Raw genomic sequence first — 22545 nt, 5'->3', positions numbered from 1 at the left:
AGGTAGCTCGTAAAAAGCAAGCAACTTTTTACTGAAGTAGATTCGATATTTTATAAAGAGAGTTTAATAAGGCAAATTTACAGCATTAATCAATATCCTAAACTCTTCATGAAATCATTTATCACTTTGGGATTGTTTTTGATGAGCTTTTCGCTCTACGCCCAAGATTTTCCGGTCATCAAACATTACGACCAACAGCACCTTTACCGCGTAGCGTTACCGCTGGGTGGTATCGGTACGGGTACTGTTTCCATTTCGGGCAAAGGGGAACTCAAAGATTGGGAAATCATGAATCGCCCTGCCAAAGGCTTCAGTGGTGGACAAATGGGCAATGGCGTTCCTTTTTTCTCCATTTTTATCAAAGAATCCAATGGCAAAACCCACACCAAAGGTCTCATGGGGCCGCTCGACCCCGTGGATTACCAAGACAAAGAAGGCCGCCCCGTCGACAATCACGGTATTCCTCGTTTCAGAAATGTTTCTTTTGATGCGTCCTATCCCTTCGGCAGGGTCAATCTCTCTGACCCCTCGCTCCCCGTAGAAGTAACGCTAACGGCTTACAATCCACTCATCCCAACCGATGCTGATGCAAGTGGGATGCCTTTGGCGGTACTCAATTATGCTGTTCACAATACGAGCAACCAACCTATCACGGTAGCAGTATGTGGTTTGATGCGAAATTTTATCGGCAATGATGGCTCCAAAACCCGCATGGATTGGAAGGGTGATCTGATTCCGATTGGGTCACGCTACAATCAAAACACGTTCCGCAAAACAGGGCAGGTCCAAGGAATCTTTATGTACTCAGATAGTGTCAAAAAAACAACCGAACAATGGGGTACAATGGCGCTAGTGACAACGGCGAGAGAGGGAGTGAGCTACCGCCGCAGTTCGCGTTTAAATGACTGGGAAAATGCACTTTTAGACTTTTGGGATGATTTCAGTGCCGACGGCGAGCTCACCGACAAAACCACGCTTGTCGACAACGACCCTCAGGCTTCTTTGGCAGTAAAAATCCAAATTCCAGCCCATCAAACCCGCGTTATTCCATTTTATATCACTTGGCATTTTCCCAATCGTTTTGCTTGGTCGGCCGAAAACGTGGGCAATTACTACGCTACCCAATACGCCGATGCTTGGGAAGTAGCCGAAAAAGCCGCCATGCAATTGCCCATTTTGGAACAAAAAACGCTTGAATTTGTGCGTGCTTTTGCCAAAAGTAATTTACCCGAAGTAGTCAAAGAATCAGCCTTATTCAACCTCAGCACCCTACGCTCGCAAACGGTATTTCGGGTCAAAGACGGCACTATGATGGGCTGGGAAGGCTGCATGGACAATTATGGTTCTTGCCAAGGCTCCTGCACACACGTATGGAACTATGAACAAGCGACGGGATTTTTGTTTGGAAAATTGGCCCAAACCATGCGCAAAACGGAGTTTGGCCTTGCCACCGACGAAACGGGTTTTATGAGTTTTAGAGTAGGATTGCCTTTGGCCACCAAAGCTCAGTCTTACAAAGCCGCCGCCGCCGATGGTCAGATGGGAACTATCATGCGGATGTATCGCGACTGGCAATTGTCGGGAGATTTGCAGCTTCTTAAAGAGTTGTATCCTTCCGTCAAGCGTTCTTTAGAATTTGCTTGGCTTAAAGGTGGCTGGGACGGTGACAAAGACGGCGTCATGGAAGGTGTACAACACAACACCATGGACGTAGAATACTATGGCCCCAATCCTCAGATGCAAATATGGTACTTGGGCGCACTACGGGCAATGGAAGAAATGGCCAAAGCAATGGGCGAGCCTATCTTTGCGGCAGAATGTCGTCGGTTGTTTGAACAAGGACGCCGCTTTGCCGATGAAAAACTTTTCAATGGCGAGTATTACGAACAAATCATACAAACTGCCTCCCGTAAAGAAGATATTTTGATGGCTACCGTAGCAAGTGGCCGTGCTTATACCAACGACCCGCCTTATCAGCTGGGCAAAGGATGTTTGGTAGATCAGTTGATTGGGCAATACATGGCGCATGTATATGGGCTCGGCTATCTGGTAAACCCGCAAAACGTCCAGAAAACCTTGCAGAGTATCATGAAGTATAATTATCGCCCTACGATGCTCAACCATTTCAACAATATGCGCTCCTATGCACTGGGCGACGAGGCGGCGTTGCTGATGGCAAGTTATCCACGCGGAGGTCGGCCTACTATTCCCTTTCCTTATTTTTCAGAAGTAATGACAGGATTTGAATACACCGCCGCTATCGGGATGCTTTACGAAGGACAAACCGAAACGGGCTTGACTTGTATCAAAAATATCCGAGACCGCTACGACGGCCAAAAACGCAGCCCCTTTGATGAAGCCGAATGCGGCCACCACTACGCCCGCGCCATGACAAGCTGGGGGGCGGTATTGGCACTCACAGGTTTTCAGTATTCGGGGGTAAAAAAATCGATGGCTTTTACGCCCAAAGTAGGTTCTTATTTTTGGTCAAATGGCTACGCTTATGGAGAAGTCCAATTTACAAAAGCAGGAAATGGATGGCAAACAAAACTGACTGTACTCAACGGCAGTCTTCCTTTGGAAAATCTGTCATTGGGCAAAAATGCCAAAAACTTTGCCGCAGGTCATACCCTAAAAGAAAAGCAATCTATCACTATCTCTTTACCTTGACCTTAACGGCGGCGGTATACAGAACGCCGCCGTCTCAAAACCTATATCGCAGTTGTAGACTCACGTTGTAGCCGATGATAGGATAATCAGGAAAAATAAAAGAGCCTAATTTGACCCCTGCGATAAAGTGCTTTGTAAGGTTGGTATAAGCTTCTACCGCTAGGGGAAAACCTACATCAGTATTGGACACTTCGTATAAATAACTTACACTTCGGTCGTTTAGAATCTCTTCTACCCTGCCCATAGTCACCAGCCCTACACCAGCACCTGCTTGCACTGTCAGCCAATTTTTAGAAAAAAACTTATACTTCAACAGAAAATTACTTTGCAATTCTGACCCTTGATTGATAGGTATTCCCCCCAAAGTTCTTCTAGAGCCTTCTAAGCGATAGGTGTATTTGGCTCGAATGATACCCGCCGAAAGCGCCCACTTATTGTTAGGGAGATGATATTCAAATTCCCCATTGAAATAATAAGCTGGCTCTACTGGCTTCAACGAAGGAGTAGCATAGAAACCCATTCCTAAGATAATATCAAATTGTTGGGCGTGGGTTTTAGCTATTCCTAATACACAAATCATTGAAAGAAATAATGAGCAATTTTTCATAGTAGTCTGATTTTTGGTAAACATTACACAATCGTTCGTTCTATTTATTCCCGCAAATATTAGAAAAATATCATTGGCCTATTTTTTATAGGCAAAAAGATACGATTTTTTTCAAGTCTGTCTCTTTTCAAAAATTATCTTCCAAAGGGTATTTCTCTAGCGGCTTTCACTTTAATAAACAAACCCCCGATACTGAAATATCCTCCAAACCCCTAAACTTTTCATGGATTCATTTTACATCAATCGTCGCCGTTTTTTGCAAGGAACTGCCGCTTCTCTCGCCCTTACCGCTTTTGGGGCGCAAGGTATGGATATCATTCACCCTGCCAAAACCCTCCGCGTGGGGCTTATTGGTACGGGTTGGTATGGTAAAAGTGACTTATTTCGCCTTATTCAGGTAGCCCCTGTAGAGGTGGTTGCACTTTGTGATGTTGACAAAAATCAGCTTTCGGCAGCGGCTACGCTCGTTAGCAAACGCCAAAAATCAGGTAAAGTCCCTCGCCAGTATGGTGATTATCAAAAAATGCTCGCCGAAAATGAAATGGATATTGTACTCATCGGCACGCCCGACCATTGGCACGCTCTTCAGACCATCGACGCCGTGAAGGCTGGCGCCCACGTATATGTCCAAAAACCCATCAGCGTAGATGTAATGGAAGGTGAAGCAATGGTCGCCGCTGCTCGTAAATACAAGCGTGTAGTACAAGTAGGAACCCAACGCAAAAGCACCCCTCACTTAATCGAAGCCAAAAAGAATATCGTTGATGCAGGTCTTTTGGGTAAAATCTCGCACGTAGAAATGTGCTGTTATTATCATATGCGCAACAACGGCAACCCACCTGTACAAGCTGTGCCTGATTTTTTGGACTACGAAATGTGGACGGGTCCCGCTCCGCTCCGTCCTTATGATGGTCTTCCTCATATCCGTTGGTGGCGTACCTTCATGGAATACGGCAATGGCATCATGGGTGATATGTGTATTCACATGTTTGATACGGTTCGTTGGATGCTCCAACTAGGCTGGCCCAAACGTATTAGTTCTACGGGTGGTATTTATGTACAAAAAGAAGGAAAATCCAATATTGCCGATACTCAATCGGCCATTTTTGAGTATGATGGTCTAAACTGCGTATGGCAACACCGCTCTTGGGGTACGCCCAACAACCCCGACTATCCGTGGTCGTTTACATTGTATGGAGATAAAGGGACCCTTTGGGGCAGTACCATGGCCTATGATTTTATTCCACAGGGAAAAGGCGAACGTATTCACAAAGATGTAGTTTTTGAAAAAGAAAAATACCCCGAAGACTTAACCGAAGAACGCATTGAGCTCAACGCTGCTCCTGCTACACGACTTCATATGTTGGATTTCTTAGCAGCTATCGAAAACAATAGCCGCCCGGTAGCTGATATTGAAGAAGGCCACATCTCAACGGCAAGTTGTATTTTGGCCAATATTTCTATGCAGATTGGCCGACCTCTTGTGTATGACCCCAAAACCCGTAGTATCGTTGGCGATCGCGAAGCCAATGGTCTTCTCCAACGACCTTATCGCCAAGGGTGGACGCACCCAAACCCCGATAAGGTTTAAAACTTTCAGGTCATTTGCTAGACTTTCCAAGTTTTTGAAGCTTGGAAAGTCTTTTCATTTCTTATGCTTTCCCTAGTCGATAGAAAAGCACTTTGGGCGAAGATTTTAGGTTTGCACAAACATTCATAATACGTTGTCGTGTAATATCAGCCAAAGTAACATAACCCGCCTGATAAGCATCGCTATCTATTGGGCAAGGGGCGGCGATTTGCACTAATAAAAAAATTCGACGTCGGCCGTCTTCTTCGTTGAGCTGCAATACAGCCTGAGCCGTTGAACCAGAGCCAGCAAAAAAGTCTAAAATTACATCGCCCTCTCCACAACCCGCCGCGAGAATAAGGTTTTTGAGGACTTCAATATTTTTGGGGAAGTCAAAAAGCCCCTGTACCTCCTTTTCATCTTTCGAAATCAACAAATCTGTCCAGTTGGTAGTGCGTAAAATACCATCTGAAGGAGGAATCCAATTTTCGACGCCCTTATTTTTGCCTTTTCCGTTGGGATTGCGGCGAATAAAGAGCAGCTTACGACCCGTCTGCTCCCAATACGCTTCCAACGACATCTTGTGGGCATATTCGGTGAGGTATTTTTGATAATTGGCCACGGCTTCCAAGCCTTTTTCTTGACTCCATTTCCATTGGCCTGTTTCGGGCGTAAAACCTAGAATATCGTATCTCATCGTAGGCCTATCAGCATCATTCCAAAACCCCTTCCAGTAACCCGTCGTTTGACGTATTTCGTTGGAAGCTCGATAAACAGGCTGAAACGTAAAAGCATCCGATTTGGCATAACAAAGTATATGTTCAAAACCCACATTAAACGAACGCAAGCCTTTGGCCATAAACTGCCGATTCAGGTTTTTGTCGTGGCGACGCGCGATGAAAGTATTACGAAAGTTTTTTTCACCGAATATCTCATCCATCAAAAGTTTCAAATTCGCGTACTCGTTTTCGTCAATACTCACAAAGATTACGCCATCTTCCCGCAAAAGATTTTTGGCCAATACCAGTCGAGGATACATCATCGACAGCCACGCCGAATGTCCGTGTCCTGTTTTGGAAAAATTGTCGGCATACACAAAATCATTGCTTCCCGTGTTGTAAGGTGGGTCAATGTATATCATTTTGACCTTACCTGAGTGGGTAGATTGCAGCACCCGTAAAGCTTCTAAATTTTCACCTTCTATGAATGCGGAGCTTGACATTAGCTCCTCATTATCAACCACAAGCGTTTTTTTGTTATACAAACAAGTCGAAGCCAGCTGTTTAATTTGAGCACGGGCGGCAGCTTTGCCTGCCCAATTAAGTTCGTAGTGTTCGGGCGATTGGTCGTCCATACTTTCATTTTTGCTTTAGCTGCAAAAATAGTAGAAAGCTCCAATTATCGCAGCACCATCACTTTGCCACGTTGTTCATTAAAATCGGCTTCCTTACCCAATCGAAGTAAATAAGTATACTCACCAGACGCTACTTTAGTACCATTGAAAGTACCATCCCAAGGATTTTTGTAACCCTCTTTTTCATAGAATATCACTTCACCCCATCGGTTATAAACTGTTACCTCGGCATTAGGATATTTATCTATGTTTTTGATTTCCCAAACATCATTAATTTGATCATTGTTAGGGCTAAAGGCGTCAGGAGGATACACAACCTGAAACACAAGAACGCGTATCGAATCTACCGAGCTACAATCATTCTGGTCTTTGACCGTCAATTTATATACAAGAGTTTGTTCAGGAGTAGCTACAGGTCGCTGCACTTTAGCATCATTTAAATTAGTAGGGGGTAGCCATTCGTAGCTAACGTTTCCAGTGGCAGTCACGAGGGCGGGCAGTACTACCGCCGAGCCTATTCCCACGGAGATATTATCAGTAAGATTGATTTCGGGTAAACTATATATCTGAACAATCGTTGTTTTTTTATGAATACATTCTCCTTCTGTTTTTACTTCATATACCACAGTATGCCTTCCAGCTCCAGCGACTTCCACATCAAACTCTTGATTTTCAATACCTTTTCCTGAAAACACTCCTCCTAATGGCACAGCTTTAAGAGGAATTTTCAGGACAGTATTCAAACAAAATGGCGCAATAGAGTCTATCACCATATCTACAACAACAGGAGGAAATACCCTAAAAGTATCGGAAATAGCATCACACCCATCTTTGAAAAATCGAACTTGATATACCCCAGCTTCCTTTACATAATGATTGTTTTTGTTGTTTACCATCACTTGTCCCGCTCGCAGCCATTCGTTTGAAAATCCTGTCTGAGTTTGCGTGATTAAATTGATTGAATCACTCATGCACAGTATTTTTTTGGAGGCACTTAAGGTAGGTTTATTGGGAGTAGGGAGAAAAATTACTACGGCAGTATCTTTGGTCGTACATACAAAATCAGGAGAGGTCACTGACACCACATACCGCCCCTCCTGAGTCACCGAGAGGGTGTTTTGAGATGAAGCTGTGAGTAATTGTCCATTGCCAGCCCAATTGTATTGATAAGTAGGATTATTTGTAGCTTGAAGTACACCCCGCCCTCCTTTACACAATTTTAGGGAGTCGGTTACTACCGCAAGAGGGCCGTTTGCTTTTACTACATTTACTATCTGCGAGACCGTATCTATGGAACATTGATTGGAAAAACTAGCCGAAACTTGATAGCTACCAGCCTCAGAGACTGTGATTCGGTTGTTTTTTTGATTTAAAAGATTGTTACCATTACGAATCCACTGATAAGAGATATTGGGCTGTGAATTAAAAGTAAGCTCTACGGTTTCTCCTTCACAAATTTCTACAGTAGCCGCCGGGGTAGATAGGTTGGAACCCTTAAATACAGTAGGAACAGGCGGAGGCGTATTCATACAATCAATCACTTTCAATTGAAAATCTCTTCTGACTGCGCCAATTTTTACGCCATTACGATATTCCTCGACCAATATAGCAAAAGCATAACGCCCTAATTGTGTTGCCTTTACAGTAAGCAATCCTGTAGTAACATTGATAGCCAAAGGGGGATTTCCTTCAATGACATTGTTGAGGCTCACATTACTCGCCCATAAAACTGGCGGAAAAGGAGCCCTCGAAGTTGCCGCCGAACCGTTCGTGGAAGCATCTGTGGTAAATCCCTGTAAAGGAGTAACGAGCGAATACCGAAGTTCATCCCCATCGGCATCAGTAGCTTTCATACTCATAGCAAAAGGTTTGTTGACACAGATATAATCGCCATTTGGGAATCCAAAGACAGGTGAAGAATTTTTAAAAAATTGCCCATTTTGGCTAATCGCCGGAAATTCTAGCATAAAAACCATACCTACAAATTTTCCTTGATTGGCTAAATTATCAACCCCGTCGGTCCGGCAACATCTTTCCCATACCCCATAATAGCCCTCCAAATCATTATACAAATTGGGATTGAGCGCAATATCCAAACTGTATTGCAGGGCTTGAGTTTGGAGTCCTCCACTCCCTGCACAGGCTACATTTTGATAAACAATCGGAGTATTAGTGGCTTGAGGCAATACAAAAGTCCCCATTAATAAATTGTCTTTCCGTCTCCGCAAAAAGATAGTTACAGATTGGTCATTGTTACCACTTTGAAGAGTACTTGCATCCGCATATACATTCAACACCAATCGGTAACTGCCTTGTGTGGGCAGGGCTACCATACTGAAATCCCCGCCAAAAATATGGGAAGCTTCGCTATGAAAACTTAACAATATCAAGAGGATAATCAATAAACGACACCTCCCAAAGGCTGTCCTCCCAAAGTAAAAGATGTGGGTTATCATAACGAAGCAAAAAGATTAAGTTTATCATAACAGAGTAAAAAAACTGAACTTATCAAATTGTCGAAAACACAACCAAAACTACAATACAACTACCTCAACACCAACACCTTACCCCTAAAAATCCCAAATTCTTTTGCGTGTGGATTAATCACATACGTATATTGACCTGAAGCTACTGCCCCCCCCCCATAAGTGCCATCCCAAGGCATTTGATACCCTTTAGTTTGATGAAAAATAGCTTCACCCCAACGATTGTAAATGGTTACTTCTGCCTCAGGGAAAATTTGGATGTTTTTGATTTCCCAAGTATCATTGACTCCGTCTTTGTTGGGCGTAAATACATCAGGAATAAAAATTAAATCAACTACCTCCAATACTACGTTTATCGACGCCCGCGCGATACAACCATTAGCAGCAGTTACAGTTAGGGTATAGCTTGTATTTTCTGAAATATTGACCCTAGGGCTAGCAATAGTAGCACTGCTCAAGCCCTGTGGAGGGCTCCATTGATAAGTAAACGGACTCGCGCCCTCAATGGTAGGTGTAAGCTCTGTATCGTCATTTTCACCCACCACCATTTGAGAGGGTAAAGTCACTTCGGGCGTAGGCCTTACCTCCAATGCTTGGGTTTGTACTCCCCGGCATCCATTTGAAGATATTACCGTATAAGTAACGGCATGACTCCCCACACCTACCTGCGATACTCTGACCCTGTTTCCGTCTACTCCTTGCCCCCCAAATTGCCCGCCAGCAGGAGAAGCAGTAAGATTTACGACCAATGTATCATTATAACATACGGGAGCAATAGTTCCAAAAGTAACCACTGGCGGCAATTCGGCTGTAAGTGCAATATCATTTGAAGTAGCCGAACAATTCCCCGCAAATATCCTTACCTGATATATCCCTGCTTGATTTGTGTAGAAATTGGGTCGAGTTTCAGCAATTATTTGCCCATCACGTCGCCATTCTATGTTATAGCCACTTGGGGCATTAAGCCTAAGTTGCGAAGAATCTCCTACACAAAAAATATTTTTTGAAGCCGTAATCGTCGGAGAAGAAGGGGGAGTATTAAAAACTACCGCTATACTATCTTTGACACCACACACCAACGTAGCATTTCGAGCTTCTACGCGATACATTCCAGGTTGTGTTGTTCGCAACTCACTCCCAGTGACTCCTGTTAGTAATGCCCCATTGCGGTACCATCGATACTCATTTTGGGTAGGAGAACTCGTTTGTAACAAGGCAGTATCTCCATTACAGATTCGAGTAGTATCTGATGATCCAAGACTAATCTGCGGAGCTTGTCCCTCATTTACTTTAAAAATCTCTGATGTTAAAGTAAAATTACATACACCTTGCGTAGCGATTTGAACACGATAGTTTCCAGCCTTAGTTACTTGTATAGATGAAGTATTGGTGCTACCGATATTCGCTCCTTCTAACTGCCATTGGTAGGTAGTATTAGGAATCATTGCTGTGGCTAAGCTTACCGTCTCACCCCTACAAATTTGCAAGCCACTTTCGCCATTGCTGGAGGTTACAAGGGGTACATTAGGGCTTTGGATAGATTGTATGCGCAATGTATCTGATTGGCTACAATTTCCCAAACTAGCTCTTACTTGATATAGCCCTCCGACTTTAGCGTAAAATGAGAAAGAAGTAAAGGGTAAGATTTGTCCATCTCTCCGCCACTCCAACGTATAGCCGGCGATTGAATTGACCGACAACAACACCGAATCTTCTCCACAAATAACTGATTTCGATGCTCTTAGATTTAAAGCTGTGGGGGATACTCTCAAAGCTATGACTACGCTATCTTTCAATAAACAATTAGACAAAGCATCTCCAACTTCGGCTCTATATACACCTGGGGCGCTTGCATTGAGACGATTGGTTTGTTCGCCACTGATAAGCGTATTATTCAAATACCATCGATGAGTAGTAGTGGTTAAATTCGTTTCTAACCTAGTGACATCACCACTGCATATCTCTACAGTCCCAGAGGGTGCTATAGTAAGGGGGCTAGTGGTGACAGTGTTTACTTTAAAAATAGGAGAAGATGCCTCTGGACTACAAGCAGTTTTTACCTTTACTTGATACTCCCCTGCTTGACTAACACTCAAAGTACGACTAGTAGCATTGGGGACAATAGCTCCGTTTTTATACCATTGATAGGTCGCATTCGCAATCAAAGGAGCTGTCAATGTTTTACTTTCATTGTTACAAAGAGTAGTTTCTCCTGTAATACCATCAACAGTGATAGCAGGAGGTGTAGGATTATTTATGTCACAGTCTCTTACTACCAGCTGATAATCTCTTCTGATCTCCCCTATTTTCTCACCATTTCGGTATTCTTCTACTAGCACCGCAAACACAAAGCTCCCCACTTTATCACTTTGCCCCGTCATCTGCCCCGTCGCAGCATTTATGCGAAGTCCTTGAGGGCTATTGAGAGGATTGGCCGCACTGTAGCCTGCAGCCCACCTCACTTCAGGGTAAGTGCTTCGAGATTCCCCCGAACCCACATTGTTGTTAGAGCCTTCTGTAGTATATCCTCTCAAGGGAGCTACAATGGAGTATCGTCTCTCGTCACCATCTGTATCGGTAGCGGAGGCGTCGATTTGAATAGGTTGATTGACACAGGCAAATTGGGCCGCATCGGCACGCGGAAAAGTAGGAGAAGAATTAATAAAAGGTTGGTTATTGCGTATAATAGCAGGAAAATCTACTCTGCCAACCATACCTACATTTTCTCCTGCATCTTGGATATTAATGAGATTTTCCACTCTACAGCATCTTTCCCAAATAATGTAATACCCCATTGGATCATTATACTTAGCAGGATCGAGTCTTACATCAAGGCTATTTACATAACTCCTAACTGTAAACAAATTGCCTACAATTCCATTGCAAGGCGTGGATGCATCTAAAGCTAAAACACCCGATGTTTGCGCTTGTGGCCTTGTTAGATTAAAAGATTCAACTTTCTGATGATCTCTCTTTTTAAATACATGCACTGCTATAGTTGATTCAGGACGAGTTCCACCTGAATAGCTATTGCCTCCCATGACATAAAAAGTCATACTTGCAAAAGTCCTTAACGAAATCCTGTACATATTGGGCGTTGACAAAGCTGTTATTGTCAGTTCGCCACTATTAAGATGATCTGCCCATGCCACTTTATTGCCAAAAGCCACCCATAGCATCAACACCATCAAAAAGCCTCGAAAATTCATAGTTAGCTACAAATGGTAAGGAAAAGATGTATTTTTGGTTAGAATAACACAATGGCAGCTTCTGAAATACCTGTCTCCACAAACCCAATAAGCTGCTTTGCCAAATTAGGAGAATTATAGAAGGCCAGAAATTTTCTTTCCTTAATCAATACCACACGCCTCATGTCTTTAAAGTTTCTGTACGTTGAATAAAAAAATGACTAACCAAAGTTAGTCATTTCTGAGGCGTTTCGAAACAGTTTGTTCCTAAGATTATCAATAATTTTATCAAACGGGCATTTTCAGAAATCCATCCGTGGTAAGGGGCTTACTGTTTGCTCACAAAAATCTTCATTTTCAAATTTGAAATGAGCCGCCATTGCAATCATGGCAGCATTGTCAGTACAATATTCAAAACGTGGAATGTATACCTTCCAGCCTTCTTTGTCACCCAACTCATGCAGCGCCTTCCGCAAACCCGAATTGGCCGATACTCCTCCGGCAATCGCAATTTCTGAAATCCCGGTTTGTTTGGCAGCTTTGCGTAGTTTTTGTAGCAACATTTTAATCAAAGTGTACTGCACACTAGCACAAATATCATTCAGATTTTCTATCACAAAATCAGGATTATGTTTGACTTTTTCCTGTAAAAAATACAGAATTGATGTTTTGATTCCACTAAATGAATAGTTTAAAGCGGGCATTTCGGACACAGGAAATGGGAACGCCAAAGGGTCTCCAAGCTGTGCGTACTTATCCACCAAGGGCCCTCCAGGATAAGGCAAACCCAGAAGTTTGGCGGTTTTGTCAAAAGCCTCCCCCACTGCATCATCTTGGGTTTCGCCAATAATTTCCATATCTAATGCACTGCGTATCAGCACAATTTGAGTATGTCCGCCGCTTACTGTCAAACACAAAAATGGAAAACTCGGGCGAGGTTCCTCAATAAAATGAGCCAACACATGTGCCTGCATATGATGAACTTCGATAAGCGGAATATCCAGCCCCAACGCCAACGCTTTAGCAAAAGAAGCTCCTACCAAAAGCGCCCCCAATAATCCAGGCCCTCTTGTAAAAGCAATGGCATTCAGGTCTTTTTTACTTATTTTTGCATCTTCGAGGGCTTTTTCAACTACCGGCAAGATGTGCTGTTGATGAGCCCGCGAAGCAAGCTCAGGGACTACTCCGCCATATTTTTGGTGAATCACTTGGGTTGCCACAATGTTTGAGCGTATTTGTCCGTTAGAGATAACGGCCGCCGATGTTTCATCACAAGACGATTCAATCGCCAAAATATTTGTCATTTATTGTTATTTTTCGTTTATTGTTAAAAACTTATATATCAAGCAGATAGTTGGCTGATGTTGCACGTTTTACCTACTCTAAAAAAACATAGCTCCATTCTGAACTAAAACCTTCATCGAGGTTTTAAAAGCCAGCAAAAGCGGCCATGAAACGTATCCTTTGGCATATCGCTAATTTTGTCTTTATTTTCTTCGTCACTATCATGATATTGGCGGAGATGATAAGTCTAAGTATGCAATTTCCGGCCATCCAAACCTTGATATTAAACTACATTACGAAGCAATTATCTACCGAATTACAACACCCCACCTCTATAGGACGAGTAAGTATCAAATGGTTTGATGCCGTTTCGCTCGAAAAAGTCAAGATTTTTGACCGCCAAGGACGTCCTATGATTCAAGTTGAGCGCGTTGACGTCAATCATGATTTTTGGGGCTTGATTTTGGGCAAAGATAAAAAGACTTTTGGTACCTATCTCGACGAAGCTACCCTTTATCGCCCAGCGGTATGGTTGGTCAAAAATCCCAAAACGGGTGACTTAAACCTTGACGAATTTATTGCCCGCATTGAAGAGCTCACCGCCAACCCCAATTCCCCTGGCGTCAAAGACCAAAACGTACCTTTTGTTATCAAACAAGTTCACTTGATTGAAGGTTCTTTTCGGTGGGACGACCCGCGCGAAAGAATAATGAAAGGGCAGGCTTTTGATTACAATCATTTTACGCTCCAAAAAATCAATGCAGAAGCTCGCAATTTCTTGGTTTTGGGAGATACCATTGCAACCAATATCCAAAACTTAACAACCCACGACAAGCGTACTCATCTCACTGTCAAAAAATTAGATACTAAACTTTTATATTGCCGTACTAAATTAGAACTAGCGCAACTCAATGCCCATATCGGAAATTCCATTATTAGAAACTACATATCTTTCAATTACGACGCGCCCTCTGCCTTTGGTGATTTTAACGAAAAAGTATTAATGAAAGCGCATCTTGACAGTACACGCGTACGGTCAGAAGATTTGGGTTGGTTTGCAGATTACTTATTTACTTTGGACGAAACTTGGAAAGCCCACGGCGATTTTTTAGGAACGGTCAATGATTTCAAATGGTCAAATGCCGATTTACAATTTGGTAAAAATAGCCGCCTAAAAGGCGACATTGGTTTCAAAGGTGTGACTGAGTTTTATAGTTCTTTAATGAATTTTGACCTCAAAAACTCACGCGTCGACGCTTTTGACCTCTATCAATATTACCCCGAAAAATCTTTTAATGATTTAGTACAGAAATTTGGTATAGTCGATTTTACTGGCACTTATTTGGGCACCGTCGAGCGTTTCAAACTCAAAGGAGATTTTCAAAGTGCGTTAGGGCAAATCAAGGTCAAAGACCTCCAAATGAACCTTGCCCCTTCAATTCCTACTTATACGGCTGATATTTCTGCCCAAAATTTTGAACTAGGAAAAGCCCTTGACGACGAAGAGTTTGCTCAACTTGACATAGAAGGCAAAATCCAAGGAAAAGGATTTACCGTCAAAAATGCCTCACTCAATTTTGACGGACGCTTGCCCAAATTTCACTATAATGACTACGACTATCGCAATGTATACTTGCGAGGCAATATGCAAAATAAGTTTTTTGAAGGGATCATCGTGGTCAATGACTCTAACTTATTAGCAAACGTAGACGGGGTTTTTGACTTTTCTAAAGAAAAATACCTGTATCATGCACGTGGCAAAGTAGAAAGAATCAATCTACAGCCGCTCAATTTTACCAAAGATTCGTTATTGATTCATACTGAGCTAGACGTCAATCTAGAAGGTAATACAATGGACGAGTTAACGGGGCATGCTACGTTTTTGAATAGTTATGCTACGCTCAAAAAACGTAGCTTAGTAGTAGATACGCTGGTGATAAATTCTCATTTAGACGACAAACTTCGCCGCTTGTCTATTTCGTCCGAATTCTTCAATTTTCAATCCGAAGGCGTATTTCAACCTACCAAAGCCGTCAAAGATTTACCCCAACTTTTCAAAGAATATAAAATGTATTTTTTGGGCGACGAGACGGCGCGAGCGCAATACTATGCCCAAAAGAAACTCAAAACCATACTCTCACCACAGCGTTATAGCGTAGATTATTGGTTACGGTTCAAGAAAATGGATCGTTTTTTGGCTTTCCTCTATCCTGATGGCGCGATTTCGAATGGCTCAGTGGTAGAAGGGGTATTTACCATCGACAATACCTCCATTTTCTCCATGACGGGACGATTGGATACCCTCAAAATTGGAAACAATACTTTCTATCAATCAGAAATTGATCTTAACACCTCCAAATTCACCAATAGCCCGGAGGTCTTAGCGTCGGCAATTATTAACTCTGAGAAGCAACAACTTGTAGGCATTGCTCCTACCGAAAAAATGGGCATTGAAGCCGCTTGGGACAACGACCACATCAATTTTAGGAGCAATTTGCGTCAGCAAAAAATGCCAAACCGTGCCACGCTCAACGGAGAATTACGCTTTGTGGGAGATTATTTGTATTTACAATTCAAAAAATCAAAGCTTCGGCTGCTTGAAGAAGATTGGAACTTAGATGCCAACAATCTTATCTCTGTGTATGGCTCAGAGGTTACGTTTAGCAACATCAATCTTAAAACCAAAGACAAAGACCAGCTTCTGTCTCTCAACGGTGATATTTCAAAAGACACCCTTAAAGCACTTGCTTTTGAAACTAAAAACTTTGAATTAGCTACCCTTAATCCAGTCTTGAACACCAACTTGGGAGGGGTAGCCAATGGCGCCATCATGATAAGTGATGTATATCGTACGCCAATTGTAGACTCCAAAACGGAAGTCAAAAACCTTACTTACAACAATTTCCTAATGGGTAATTTAGTAGGTAGAGGCGAATGGGATCCTATCGACAAGCATTTGCATGTAGATGTACATTTGGACAAAGAAGAAAAAAGACTAATCTCGGTAAATGGCACTTATACCCCAGGCTTAACCAACAATGAGCTGAATCTTAGCGCAAATTTTAACGAAACCGATTTGAACTTACTCGAACCCTTTTCGAGGGGATTGGTCTCTAATATTACAGGTAAAGCAGGGGGAATGGTGGCTATCAAAGGCCCTTACAATGCTCCCGTATTGGATGGAGTGATTGATGTCAAAAAAGGGCGCTTAACGTTTGATTACCTCAAGGCGGTTTTGTCCTTTGAAGATAAAGTATACTTTGGTGAAACAGATATTCGAGTCAAAAACCTCCGCCTTACTGACCCTGAAGGCAACACTGCCACTTTGCGCGGCGGCGTATATCACAATAGTTTTACCAAATTTACCTTAGGTTTTGACGCAGATATGCGTAATTTCAAAATCTTGAATACGACCATTCGCGACAATGAGCTCTTCTATGGCAATGCGTACGCTACTGGCAAGGTAGAGGTGTTTGGCCCAATCAACAATTTCAAAATTGATGCTGACCTGACCAGCAATCGAGGTACCAAAATATACATTCCGCTGGATGGTGCAGCTGAAGTAGCTTCCGAAGATTTTGTACAATTTGTATCTTCTACCCCCGATACTACAGCCCAAGCAATAGCCAAAACAAACAAGATTGTCAGCAATGAAGAAGACATCATCAAGATGGATTTGCGCCTCAATATGACACCAGATGCTTATTGCGAAATTCAGTTTGACCGTCAAACTGGCGATGCCATTAAAGCATTTGGAAGTGGACTTATCAACCTCAAAATAGATACCCGTGGCGAATTCAACATGGCAGGTTCTTACGAAATCCAAAACGGAGATTATCTATTTACGTTAAAAAATGTTATCAACAAAAAATTCCAAATCCAAAAAGGAAGCCGAATTTCTTGGACAGGCGACCCTTATGGAGCCACTCTCGACGTAAAAGCAAGCTATATAAGCAATGCCTCCCTTGCACCTTTGTTTCAGACTAGTACTACAAGTACCACTTCCAACCTCAACAATCGCAGTGAGCTCATTTCAAGACGCTACCCAGTAGAGGTTACTATCGCACTGAGCGAGCGAATGCTTTCGCCCCAAATCGCCTACGATTTGAAGTTTAAGGAATACCCAGCAAGTGTGCAATTTGAAATCAATGCCGTAGAAACTCGCCTCAAACGCGACGAGCAATACTTAGCTCAACAAGTCAGCGGAATGCTTTTATTTGGTCAGTTGATATCTAATCAAAACGATTTTTTGACTCAATCTGGCGCTTTAGGACTCAATAGCGCCAGTGAGCTTATCACAAGTCAGCTTAGTAAATGGTTATCGTCCGTAAATGAAAACTTAGAAGTAGGGCTTTCAGGCTTTAATTTTACTGACCCCAATGCCATCAACAATCTTCAGTTGCGCTTTTCGTATCGTTTTTTCAATGACCGATTCCGTATCACACGCGACGGCCGCCTTTCCTATGGACAAAATCAATACGACGCTACCAACCTTCTTTTAGACTGGACTTTGGAATATTGGCTCACGGATGACGGTAGCCAACGCCTACGCATGTATAACCGGAATGTGCAGAATCAGTTTACTTCTACCGCCGGAACTCCCAACGCCGTTTCGTACGGAGCTAGTTATTTGTTTACTCGCAGCTTCAATAGCTTTAGGATATTTGGTCCCAAAGAATCGCGTACCGAAACGTCCCCCAAGACAAACTCGGGCAGACTTACTACTTACAGGACTTCCGTTGAGCCTTCTTCCGACAAGCAGTAGTCACAAATTATGACCGACAAAGCTCAGTATTTTATAACTTGCAGCTTCTATTTACTTTTCAATAAAAAATATCTTATTCGATGAAGCGTTGTTTAACCAAACAATAAACGCTTTATACGTTTTTGATCATCCTCATGACATCTCTCTTTTTCTGGAAAAATTGGCATCCCACCCAACGATTTTTATACCTCACTTTTTTTGGTCTTCTTGTTTTTGGACTCACGTCTCTTTTGTTTTTTCACTACCGAGGCCTCGAAAACACCGTAAGCTGGCAAGTATTAAGCGAACTTGATGACGTAACTGTACAGCTCGATAGTCTCACCGTCAAACAAAATATAGCTTCTGTCTCACCCCAAGATTCTGCTCAATCTCAAATTGCACTCTTAGGAAAAGCATACTTACTCAAAGAGCAATTTGTCCCAGTGCAATCAGATTTGCCAGCTTGGCTCATATGGGGCTACGTTGGTTTGCTACTCGCAGGCGTGGTACTACTTCTCAGCGCATTGTCAGCATTGCCGAGGCGATGGTATATTGGCTCCATGATGGTTTTTATCAGCCTCATAGCATTGTCTCATTTAGAAGTTTTACAGCTTTTTGGTTCCGAAAAATCTCTCGGATTTGGCATCATTGCGGTAGTCTTAGGAGGAGTAAGCTATTATTTTCAGGCTTTCAGGGAAGATATGCCCATGACACAGCGCATTTTTATCTTTTCAGGGATTGTACTTTTGCTTGCGATTGGGTTTCATTATTTTGCTCAGGTACCTCAGGCGGCGTTTACTTTTACGGCCTATTCTTTGCTCCCAATGTCGATAGTAGCGTGTTTGCTTATAGGCTGGGTATCTATCGAAATCATCAGTGGTTTTGTATATGTCACTACCAATTCACGCACAGGATTTGGCAAAAATAGTTTAGTCAATTTTTTATTTTTGACTGGTCTTTTTCTTTGTACACTTCTCTTGCTTTATCTCAAAATCACTCGCCGTACCGACGATAGTCTAGGGTACTTCAGTCCTACTCTTTTGTGCATAGTAAGTATAGTGCTAGGGCTTTGGAACTTACATAAACGTACTGACTCTTTCCTACCTTTCAGAGAAATTGGCGTTTGGTTGTACCTGGGAGTAAGTCTTATTTCGACGGCAGTGCTGGGTTTTGTGGCTTTTACTCACAACAATCCCCTCATCGAAGTTTTTGAAGATGCTATTGTGTATACTCAACTAGCCATCGGATTGGTTTTTACGGCTTATATTGGTCTCAATTTTTGGCCTTTGTTCAAACAAGGCAAAGCCGTTTACAAAGTCATTTACAAACCCATACGATTTCTTCAATCCCAAGCATGGATGATTGGCGGTATGGGTGTAGTGGCTTTATTGTCTTTCAATCGTTTTTATAGTTTTGACCAAGCGCAGGCAGGTTATTATAATACCTTAGGAGACCTTTATACCGCTACCGGCGAATATGTCATTGCCGAACAATATTACCAACTTGCCCTCGAACAAGACTTTCAAAACCACAAATCTGGATTTGCCTTGGCATCTTTGGCCTTACGACAAGGCGATAGAATAAGCGCAGGAGCTTATTTTCAACAAGCTTTGCACAAAGATCCCACCCCTGAAGCTTATGCGGGGCTAAGTCAAGCGTTGTTGAACGAAAACTTGTTTTTTGATGCTGTTTTTAATCTTAGAAAAGGCATCGCCAAGTTTCCTGATAGTGGCGAACTTCAAAATAACCTAGGCTACCTCTATACCCGAACCACGATTGCCGATTCGGCCTATTATTATTATGAGTTAGCCCGCCAAAACGCCCACAATACCAGCGTAGCTGAAACCAACCTTTTGGCATTTTGGGGTAAAGCTCTCAGCTTAGATTCATCCAGAAGCGTACCCAAAGGACTCAGTATTCAGGATTTTAAAGAAACAAAGCTTCTTCAAAATCAATATCCCAGTCTGTCGCATACGGCCAATCGTCTGGCAGTAGCTCAGCTAGTTGGGCAAAAAACCAATGCAAATCCTATTGATAACCTTCACCTCTCTACGGATTCTGCTTTGAGTGTCAACAATTTTGCCTATCTATATAATTTCGTTCAATACACTGGTGATACTAATTTAACGTCCTTTCTGCAAAAATTAGAGAATACTGGCAACAACGGCAATTTTTACAATGAACTACAGCTCGCCAGAGCCTATTCCCAATATAAGCATGACAAAATCGTCGCCTTTGATATTTTGGCGGCTCAAACCGTAGCCGATACTTCAAAAAAAGTAGCACTAGCTCGTCAAACGTTACAGTTTTGGCTTATTAAAGAAAACCTCCAAAAGCCTGTTTTGCTTACTTCGCTCAAAACCGAAAATGAATATTTGGATGCAATACGCCAAGCCCCTTTTGACACACAACTGTTGAAACAAACGCAAGAATACTTCAACAAACTCAACAAGCCCCAAATCCCTTATCAAGCCTTGTTGAACGCTCTGCGTTTTCATCGCGACTCTCCTGCTATTCAAAAATTATATGTCTTACAAGCATTGCACCTACGCCTTACTGACTTTGCCGAGGATGCCATGCGTGACCTGTTTGCGATTACAACTCCTGCCGATTATCAAGAATTTCAGAAAACCTATCACGCTCAGCGCGCACTCATCGAAAAAGAACGTGAAAGTTTTAGGTGAAATCAGTATTTTTACTCATTGGTTTTACTACCCTACAAACCATCCTGTTAACTTAAAAATAACCACTCTTTATGTGGAAAGTTCTAGCCACGGGCTTGGGGATTTTAGCTGTTTTATTCAGTTGTGTATTCACTTATTTTTATTTCAAATACTTACGTTATGAGCAAGATTTCGTAGCCGAATATTTACTTAAAAATCCCAGAAAATGCGCAGTTTATTGGACCAGAAATGATTCCCTACTTGTAGACCACCATTCGAATGCAATGATGACCTTGGGCAGCGTGTCCAAAATTATCATTGCAATTGAGTTTGCTCAACAAGCATCTGCCGGAAAAATAAAGCTTAGTGAACCGATAAACCTGGGAGAGTTAGCAAGATTTTATATAGATGACACAGACGGAGGGGCTCATGGAGCATGGTTAGAGGAAGTAAAAAAAGCGGGGCTTGTCACCAATAGCACGGTTCCGATGATTGAAGTCGCCAAAGGCATGATGAGATATAGTAGCAATGCCAATACGGAGTATTTGATGTGGAGACTTGGCCTCAATAACATCAACGCTAATTTACGAAAATTAGGTTTAACCAACCACCAACCACTCTATCCGTTTGTATCAGCTTTGTATGTATGCTCGGAAGAAAAATCTGCTACGGCTCTCAAAAAAATGCCGATGAAACTGTACCTTGAAAGAGCTAATAAGTATTTTGAATTACTCAAAGTTGATACTACCGTGAAGTCAAAATTCAATCTTGCTCATATCCCGCTATCGGTACAAAAAGAGTGGTCGGATAGACTTCCTAGTGCCACAGCTAAAGAATATGCAAGTGTGATTGAAAAAATTCATAATAGAAAGTATTTTAATATTACTACTCAAAAAACCTTAGTAACTTTGATGGAATGGCCTATGCTCAATCCTCAAAACAAGGCTCAATTTCGGCTCTATGGAGCTAAAGGAGGTGCAACTGCTTTTGTACTCAATTATGTTTTATACGCCACCGACAAACAAGGCAACCGCACCAATCTAGTTGTATTTGCTAATGACTTGGGAGTATTTGAACAAACCCTGTTACAAGCAGAACTTCCCCTGTTTATTCAGCGTATTTTGGATAATAAGGCTGACTCCCAACAAATGAAAATTATTTTAAACAAAATGAAGGATAAGTAAAATCGAATCATCACACAAAAGCAAGTTACCAAAGCAGTCATGAAAATCATCGAAACCTCACATATCGCTAAGCGCTACATCATGGGTAGTGAAGTAATTGAAGCTCTAAAAGACGTTACTATTTCGGTCAACAAAGGCGAATACGTAGCTTTTATGGGCCCGTCAGGTTCTGGAAAATCTACCCTCATGAATATCATCGGATGTCTCGACACTCCCACTTCTGGCCAATATATCCTCAACAGCAAAGACGTAAGTGACATGAGCGAAAACGAGTTGGCAGAAGTTCGAAACAAAGAAATTGGGTTTGTATTCCAGACCTTTAATTTGCTTCCTCGAATGACCTCGCTCGAAAATGTTGCTCTTCCGCTTATTTATGCAGGTTATACCAAATCGCAACGCACCGAAAAAGCCATGCTTGCCCTCAAAAACGTGGGATTGGAACAGCGGGCAGGTCACCGCCCCAATGAGCTATCGGGTGGGCAACGCCAGCGTGTAGCCGTAGCTCGCGCTCTTGTGAACGACCCTAGTATTTTGCTTGCCGATGAGCCCACCGGTAACCTCGATACCAAAACATCTTATGAAATCATGGATCTCTTTGACCAGCTTCATCAAAAAGGCAATACGATCGTAGTGGTCACGCACGAAGACGATATTGCCAAGTATGCACACCGAATCATACGCTTACGCGACGGGCTCGTCGAATCCGACATCATTAATCCTACCCCTACCAAAGTTCAACATCTCACTACGCTTTGAGAAAAACAATATACAGAAACACAAATGCCCTTTGATTAT

At 42.5% G+C, this 22545-nt stretch carries 11 protein-coding genes; 6 read left to right on the top strand and 5 right to left on the bottom strand.

What is annotated here, in order from left to right; genetic code table 11:
- Positions 1 to 108 precede the first annotated feature (108 nt).
- Entirely contained in the window at positions 109 to 2670 is a 2562-nt protein-coding gene (locus G563_RS0126585) for a GH116 family glycosyl-hydrolase (protein ID WP_028668009.1), read from the top strand.
- Between the two features lie 34 nt (positions 2671 to 2704).
- Here G563_RS0126585 and G563_RS0126580 read toward each other — a convergent pair whose 3' ends face one another.
- Positions 2705 to 3277 carry a hypothetical protein gene (locus G563_RS0126580; RefSeq protein ID WP_157585626.1) on the bottom strand — a complete coding sequence of 191 codons (573 nt, stop codon included), beginning with the start codon at positions 3275 to 3277 and terminating at the stop codon, positions 2705 to 2707.
- A gap of 223 nt (positions 3278 to 3500) precedes the next feature.
- Between G563_RS0126580 and G563_RS0126575 the strand changes: the two genes are divergently transcribed.
- On the top strand, positions 3501 to 4868 hold the full coding sequence (locus G563_RS0126575; protein ID WP_028668007.1) for a Gfo/Idh/MocA family oxidoreductase: 1368 nt from the start codon (positions 3501 to 3503) through the stop codon (positions 4866 to 4868).
- A gap of 61 nt (positions 4869 to 4929) precedes the next feature.
- On the opposite strand, the gene G563_RS0126570 is transcribed toward G563_RS0126575, so the two are convergent.
- The 4 genes from G563_RS0126570 to tsaD all read right to left on the bottom strand — a co-directional run bounded on the left by G563_RS0126570 (position 4930) and on the right by tsaD (position 13179).
- Complete coding sequence (locus tag G563_RS0126570) at positions 4930 to 6201, bottom strand: site-specific DNA-methyltransferase (protein ID WP_028668006.1); 1272 nt, start codon at positions 6199 to 6201, stop codon at positions 4930 to 4932.
- 44 nt (positions 6202 to 6245) lie between these two features.
- On the bottom strand, positions 6246 to 8657 hold the full coding sequence (locus G563_RS0126565; RefSeq protein WP_084650988.1) for a T9SS type B sorting domain-containing protein: 2412 nt from the start codon (positions 8655 to 8657) through the stop codon (positions 6246 to 6248).
- Positions 8658 to 8746: 89 nt separating this feature from the next.
- Complete coding sequence (locus G563_RS0126560) at positions 8747 to 11896, bottom strand: T9SS type B sorting domain-containing protein (protein ID WP_028668004.1); 3150 nt, start codon at positions 11894 to 11896, stop codon at positions 8747 to 8749.
- A 281-nt stretch (positions 11897 to 12177) separates the two neighbouring features.
- A complete protein-coding gene (gene tsaD / locus G563_RS0126550; RefSeq protein WP_028668003.1) occupies positions 12178 to 13179 on the bottom strand; it encodes a tRNA (adenosine(37)-N6)-threonylcarbamoyltransferase complex transferase subunit TsaD in 1002 nt (333 codons plus the stop codon).
- Positions 13180 to 13325: 146 nt separating this feature from the next.
- Between tsaD and G563_RS35970 the strand changes: the two genes are divergently transcribed.
- From G563_RS35970 to G563_RS0126530, 4 genes are all read left to right on the top strand, one after another.
- Positions 13326 to 17924 (top strand): translocation/assembly module TamB domain-containing protein, encoded by a 4599-nt coding sequence (locus tag G563_RS35970; protein WP_063828445.1) that lies wholly within the window; start codon positions 13326 to 13328, stop codon positions 17922 to 17924.
- 134 nt (positions 17925 to 18058) lie between these two features.
- A complete protein-coding gene (locus G563_RS0126540) occupies positions 18059 to 20587 on the top strand; it encodes a tetratricopeptide repeat protein (protein ID WP_028668002.1) in 2529 nt (842 codons plus the stop codon).
- A 71-nt stretch (positions 20588 to 20658) separates the two neighbouring features.
- Positions 20659 to 21750 (top strand): serine hydrolase, encoded by a 1092-nt coding sequence (locus G563_RS35965; protein WP_051211223.1) that lies wholly within the window; start codon positions 20659 to 20661, stop codon positions 21748 to 21750.
- Positions 21751 to 21789: 39 nt separating this feature from the next.
- Positions 21790 to 22506, top strand: coding sequence for an ABC transporter ATP-binding protein (locus G563_RS0126530; RefSeq protein WP_028668001.1), 717 nt, complete (start codon positions 21790 to 21792; stop codon positions 22504 to 22506).
- The last annotated feature ends 39 nt before the right edge of the window (positions 22507 to 22545 follow it).

The organism is Runella zeae DSM 19591, from assembly GCF_000423565.1.
GTDB lineage: Bacteria > Bacteroidota > Bacteroidia > Cytophagales > Spirosomataceae > Runella > Runella zeae.
The sequence above is the reverse complement of the archived record's forward strand: the minus strand, read 5'-3'. Positions and strand labels throughout refer to the sequence as shown.

What these genes read in the sequence shown, in the direction of transcription:
- G563_RS0126580 (WP_157585626.1), bottom strand. Translation starts at nt 3,277, where the DNA reads ATGAAAAATTGCTCATTATTTCTTTCAATGATTTGTGTATTAGGAATA.
- G563_RS35970 (WP_063828445.1), top strand. Translation starts at nt 13,326, where the DNA reads ATGAAACGTATCCTTTGGCATATCGCTAATTTTGTCTTTATTTTCTTC.
- G563_RS0126540 (WP_028668002.1), top strand. Translation starts at nt 18,059, where the DNA reads ATGACATCTCTCTTTTTCTGGAAAAATTGGCATCCCACCCAACGATTT.
- G563_RS0126530 (WP_028668001.1), top strand. Translation starts at nt 21,790, where the DNA reads ATGAAAATCATCGAAACCTCACATATCGCTAAGCGCTACATCATGGGT.
- G563_RS35965 (WP_051211223.1), top strand. Translation starts at nt 20,659, where the DNA reads ATGTGGAAAGTTCTAGCCACGGGCTTGGGGATTTTAGCTGTTTTATTC.
- G563_RS0126585 (WP_028668009.1), top strand. Translation starts at nt 109, where the DNA reads ATGAAATCATTTATCACTTTGGGATTGTTTTTGATGAGCTTTTCGCTC.
- G563_RS0126570 (WP_028668006.1), bottom strand. Translation starts at nt 6,201, where the DNA reads ATGGACGACCAATCGCCCGAACACTACGAACTTAATTGGGCAGGCAAA.
- G563_RS0126560 (WP_028668004.1), bottom strand. Translation starts at nt 11,896, where the DNA reads ATGAATTTTCGAGGCTTTTTGATGGTGTTGATGCTATGGGTGGCTTTT.
- tsaD (WP_028668003.1), bottom strand. Translation starts at nt 13,179, where the DNA reads ATGACAAATATTTTGGCGATTGAATCGTCTTGTGATGAAACATCGGCG.
- G563_RS0126575 (WP_028668007.1), top strand. Translation starts at nt 3,501, where the DNA reads ATGGATTCATTTTACATCAATCGTCGCCGTTTTTTGCAAGGAACTGCC.
- G563_RS0126565 (WP_084650988.1), bottom strand. Translation starts at nt 8,657, where the DNA reads ATGATAACCCACATCTTTTACTTTGGGAGGACAGCCTTTGGGAGGTGT.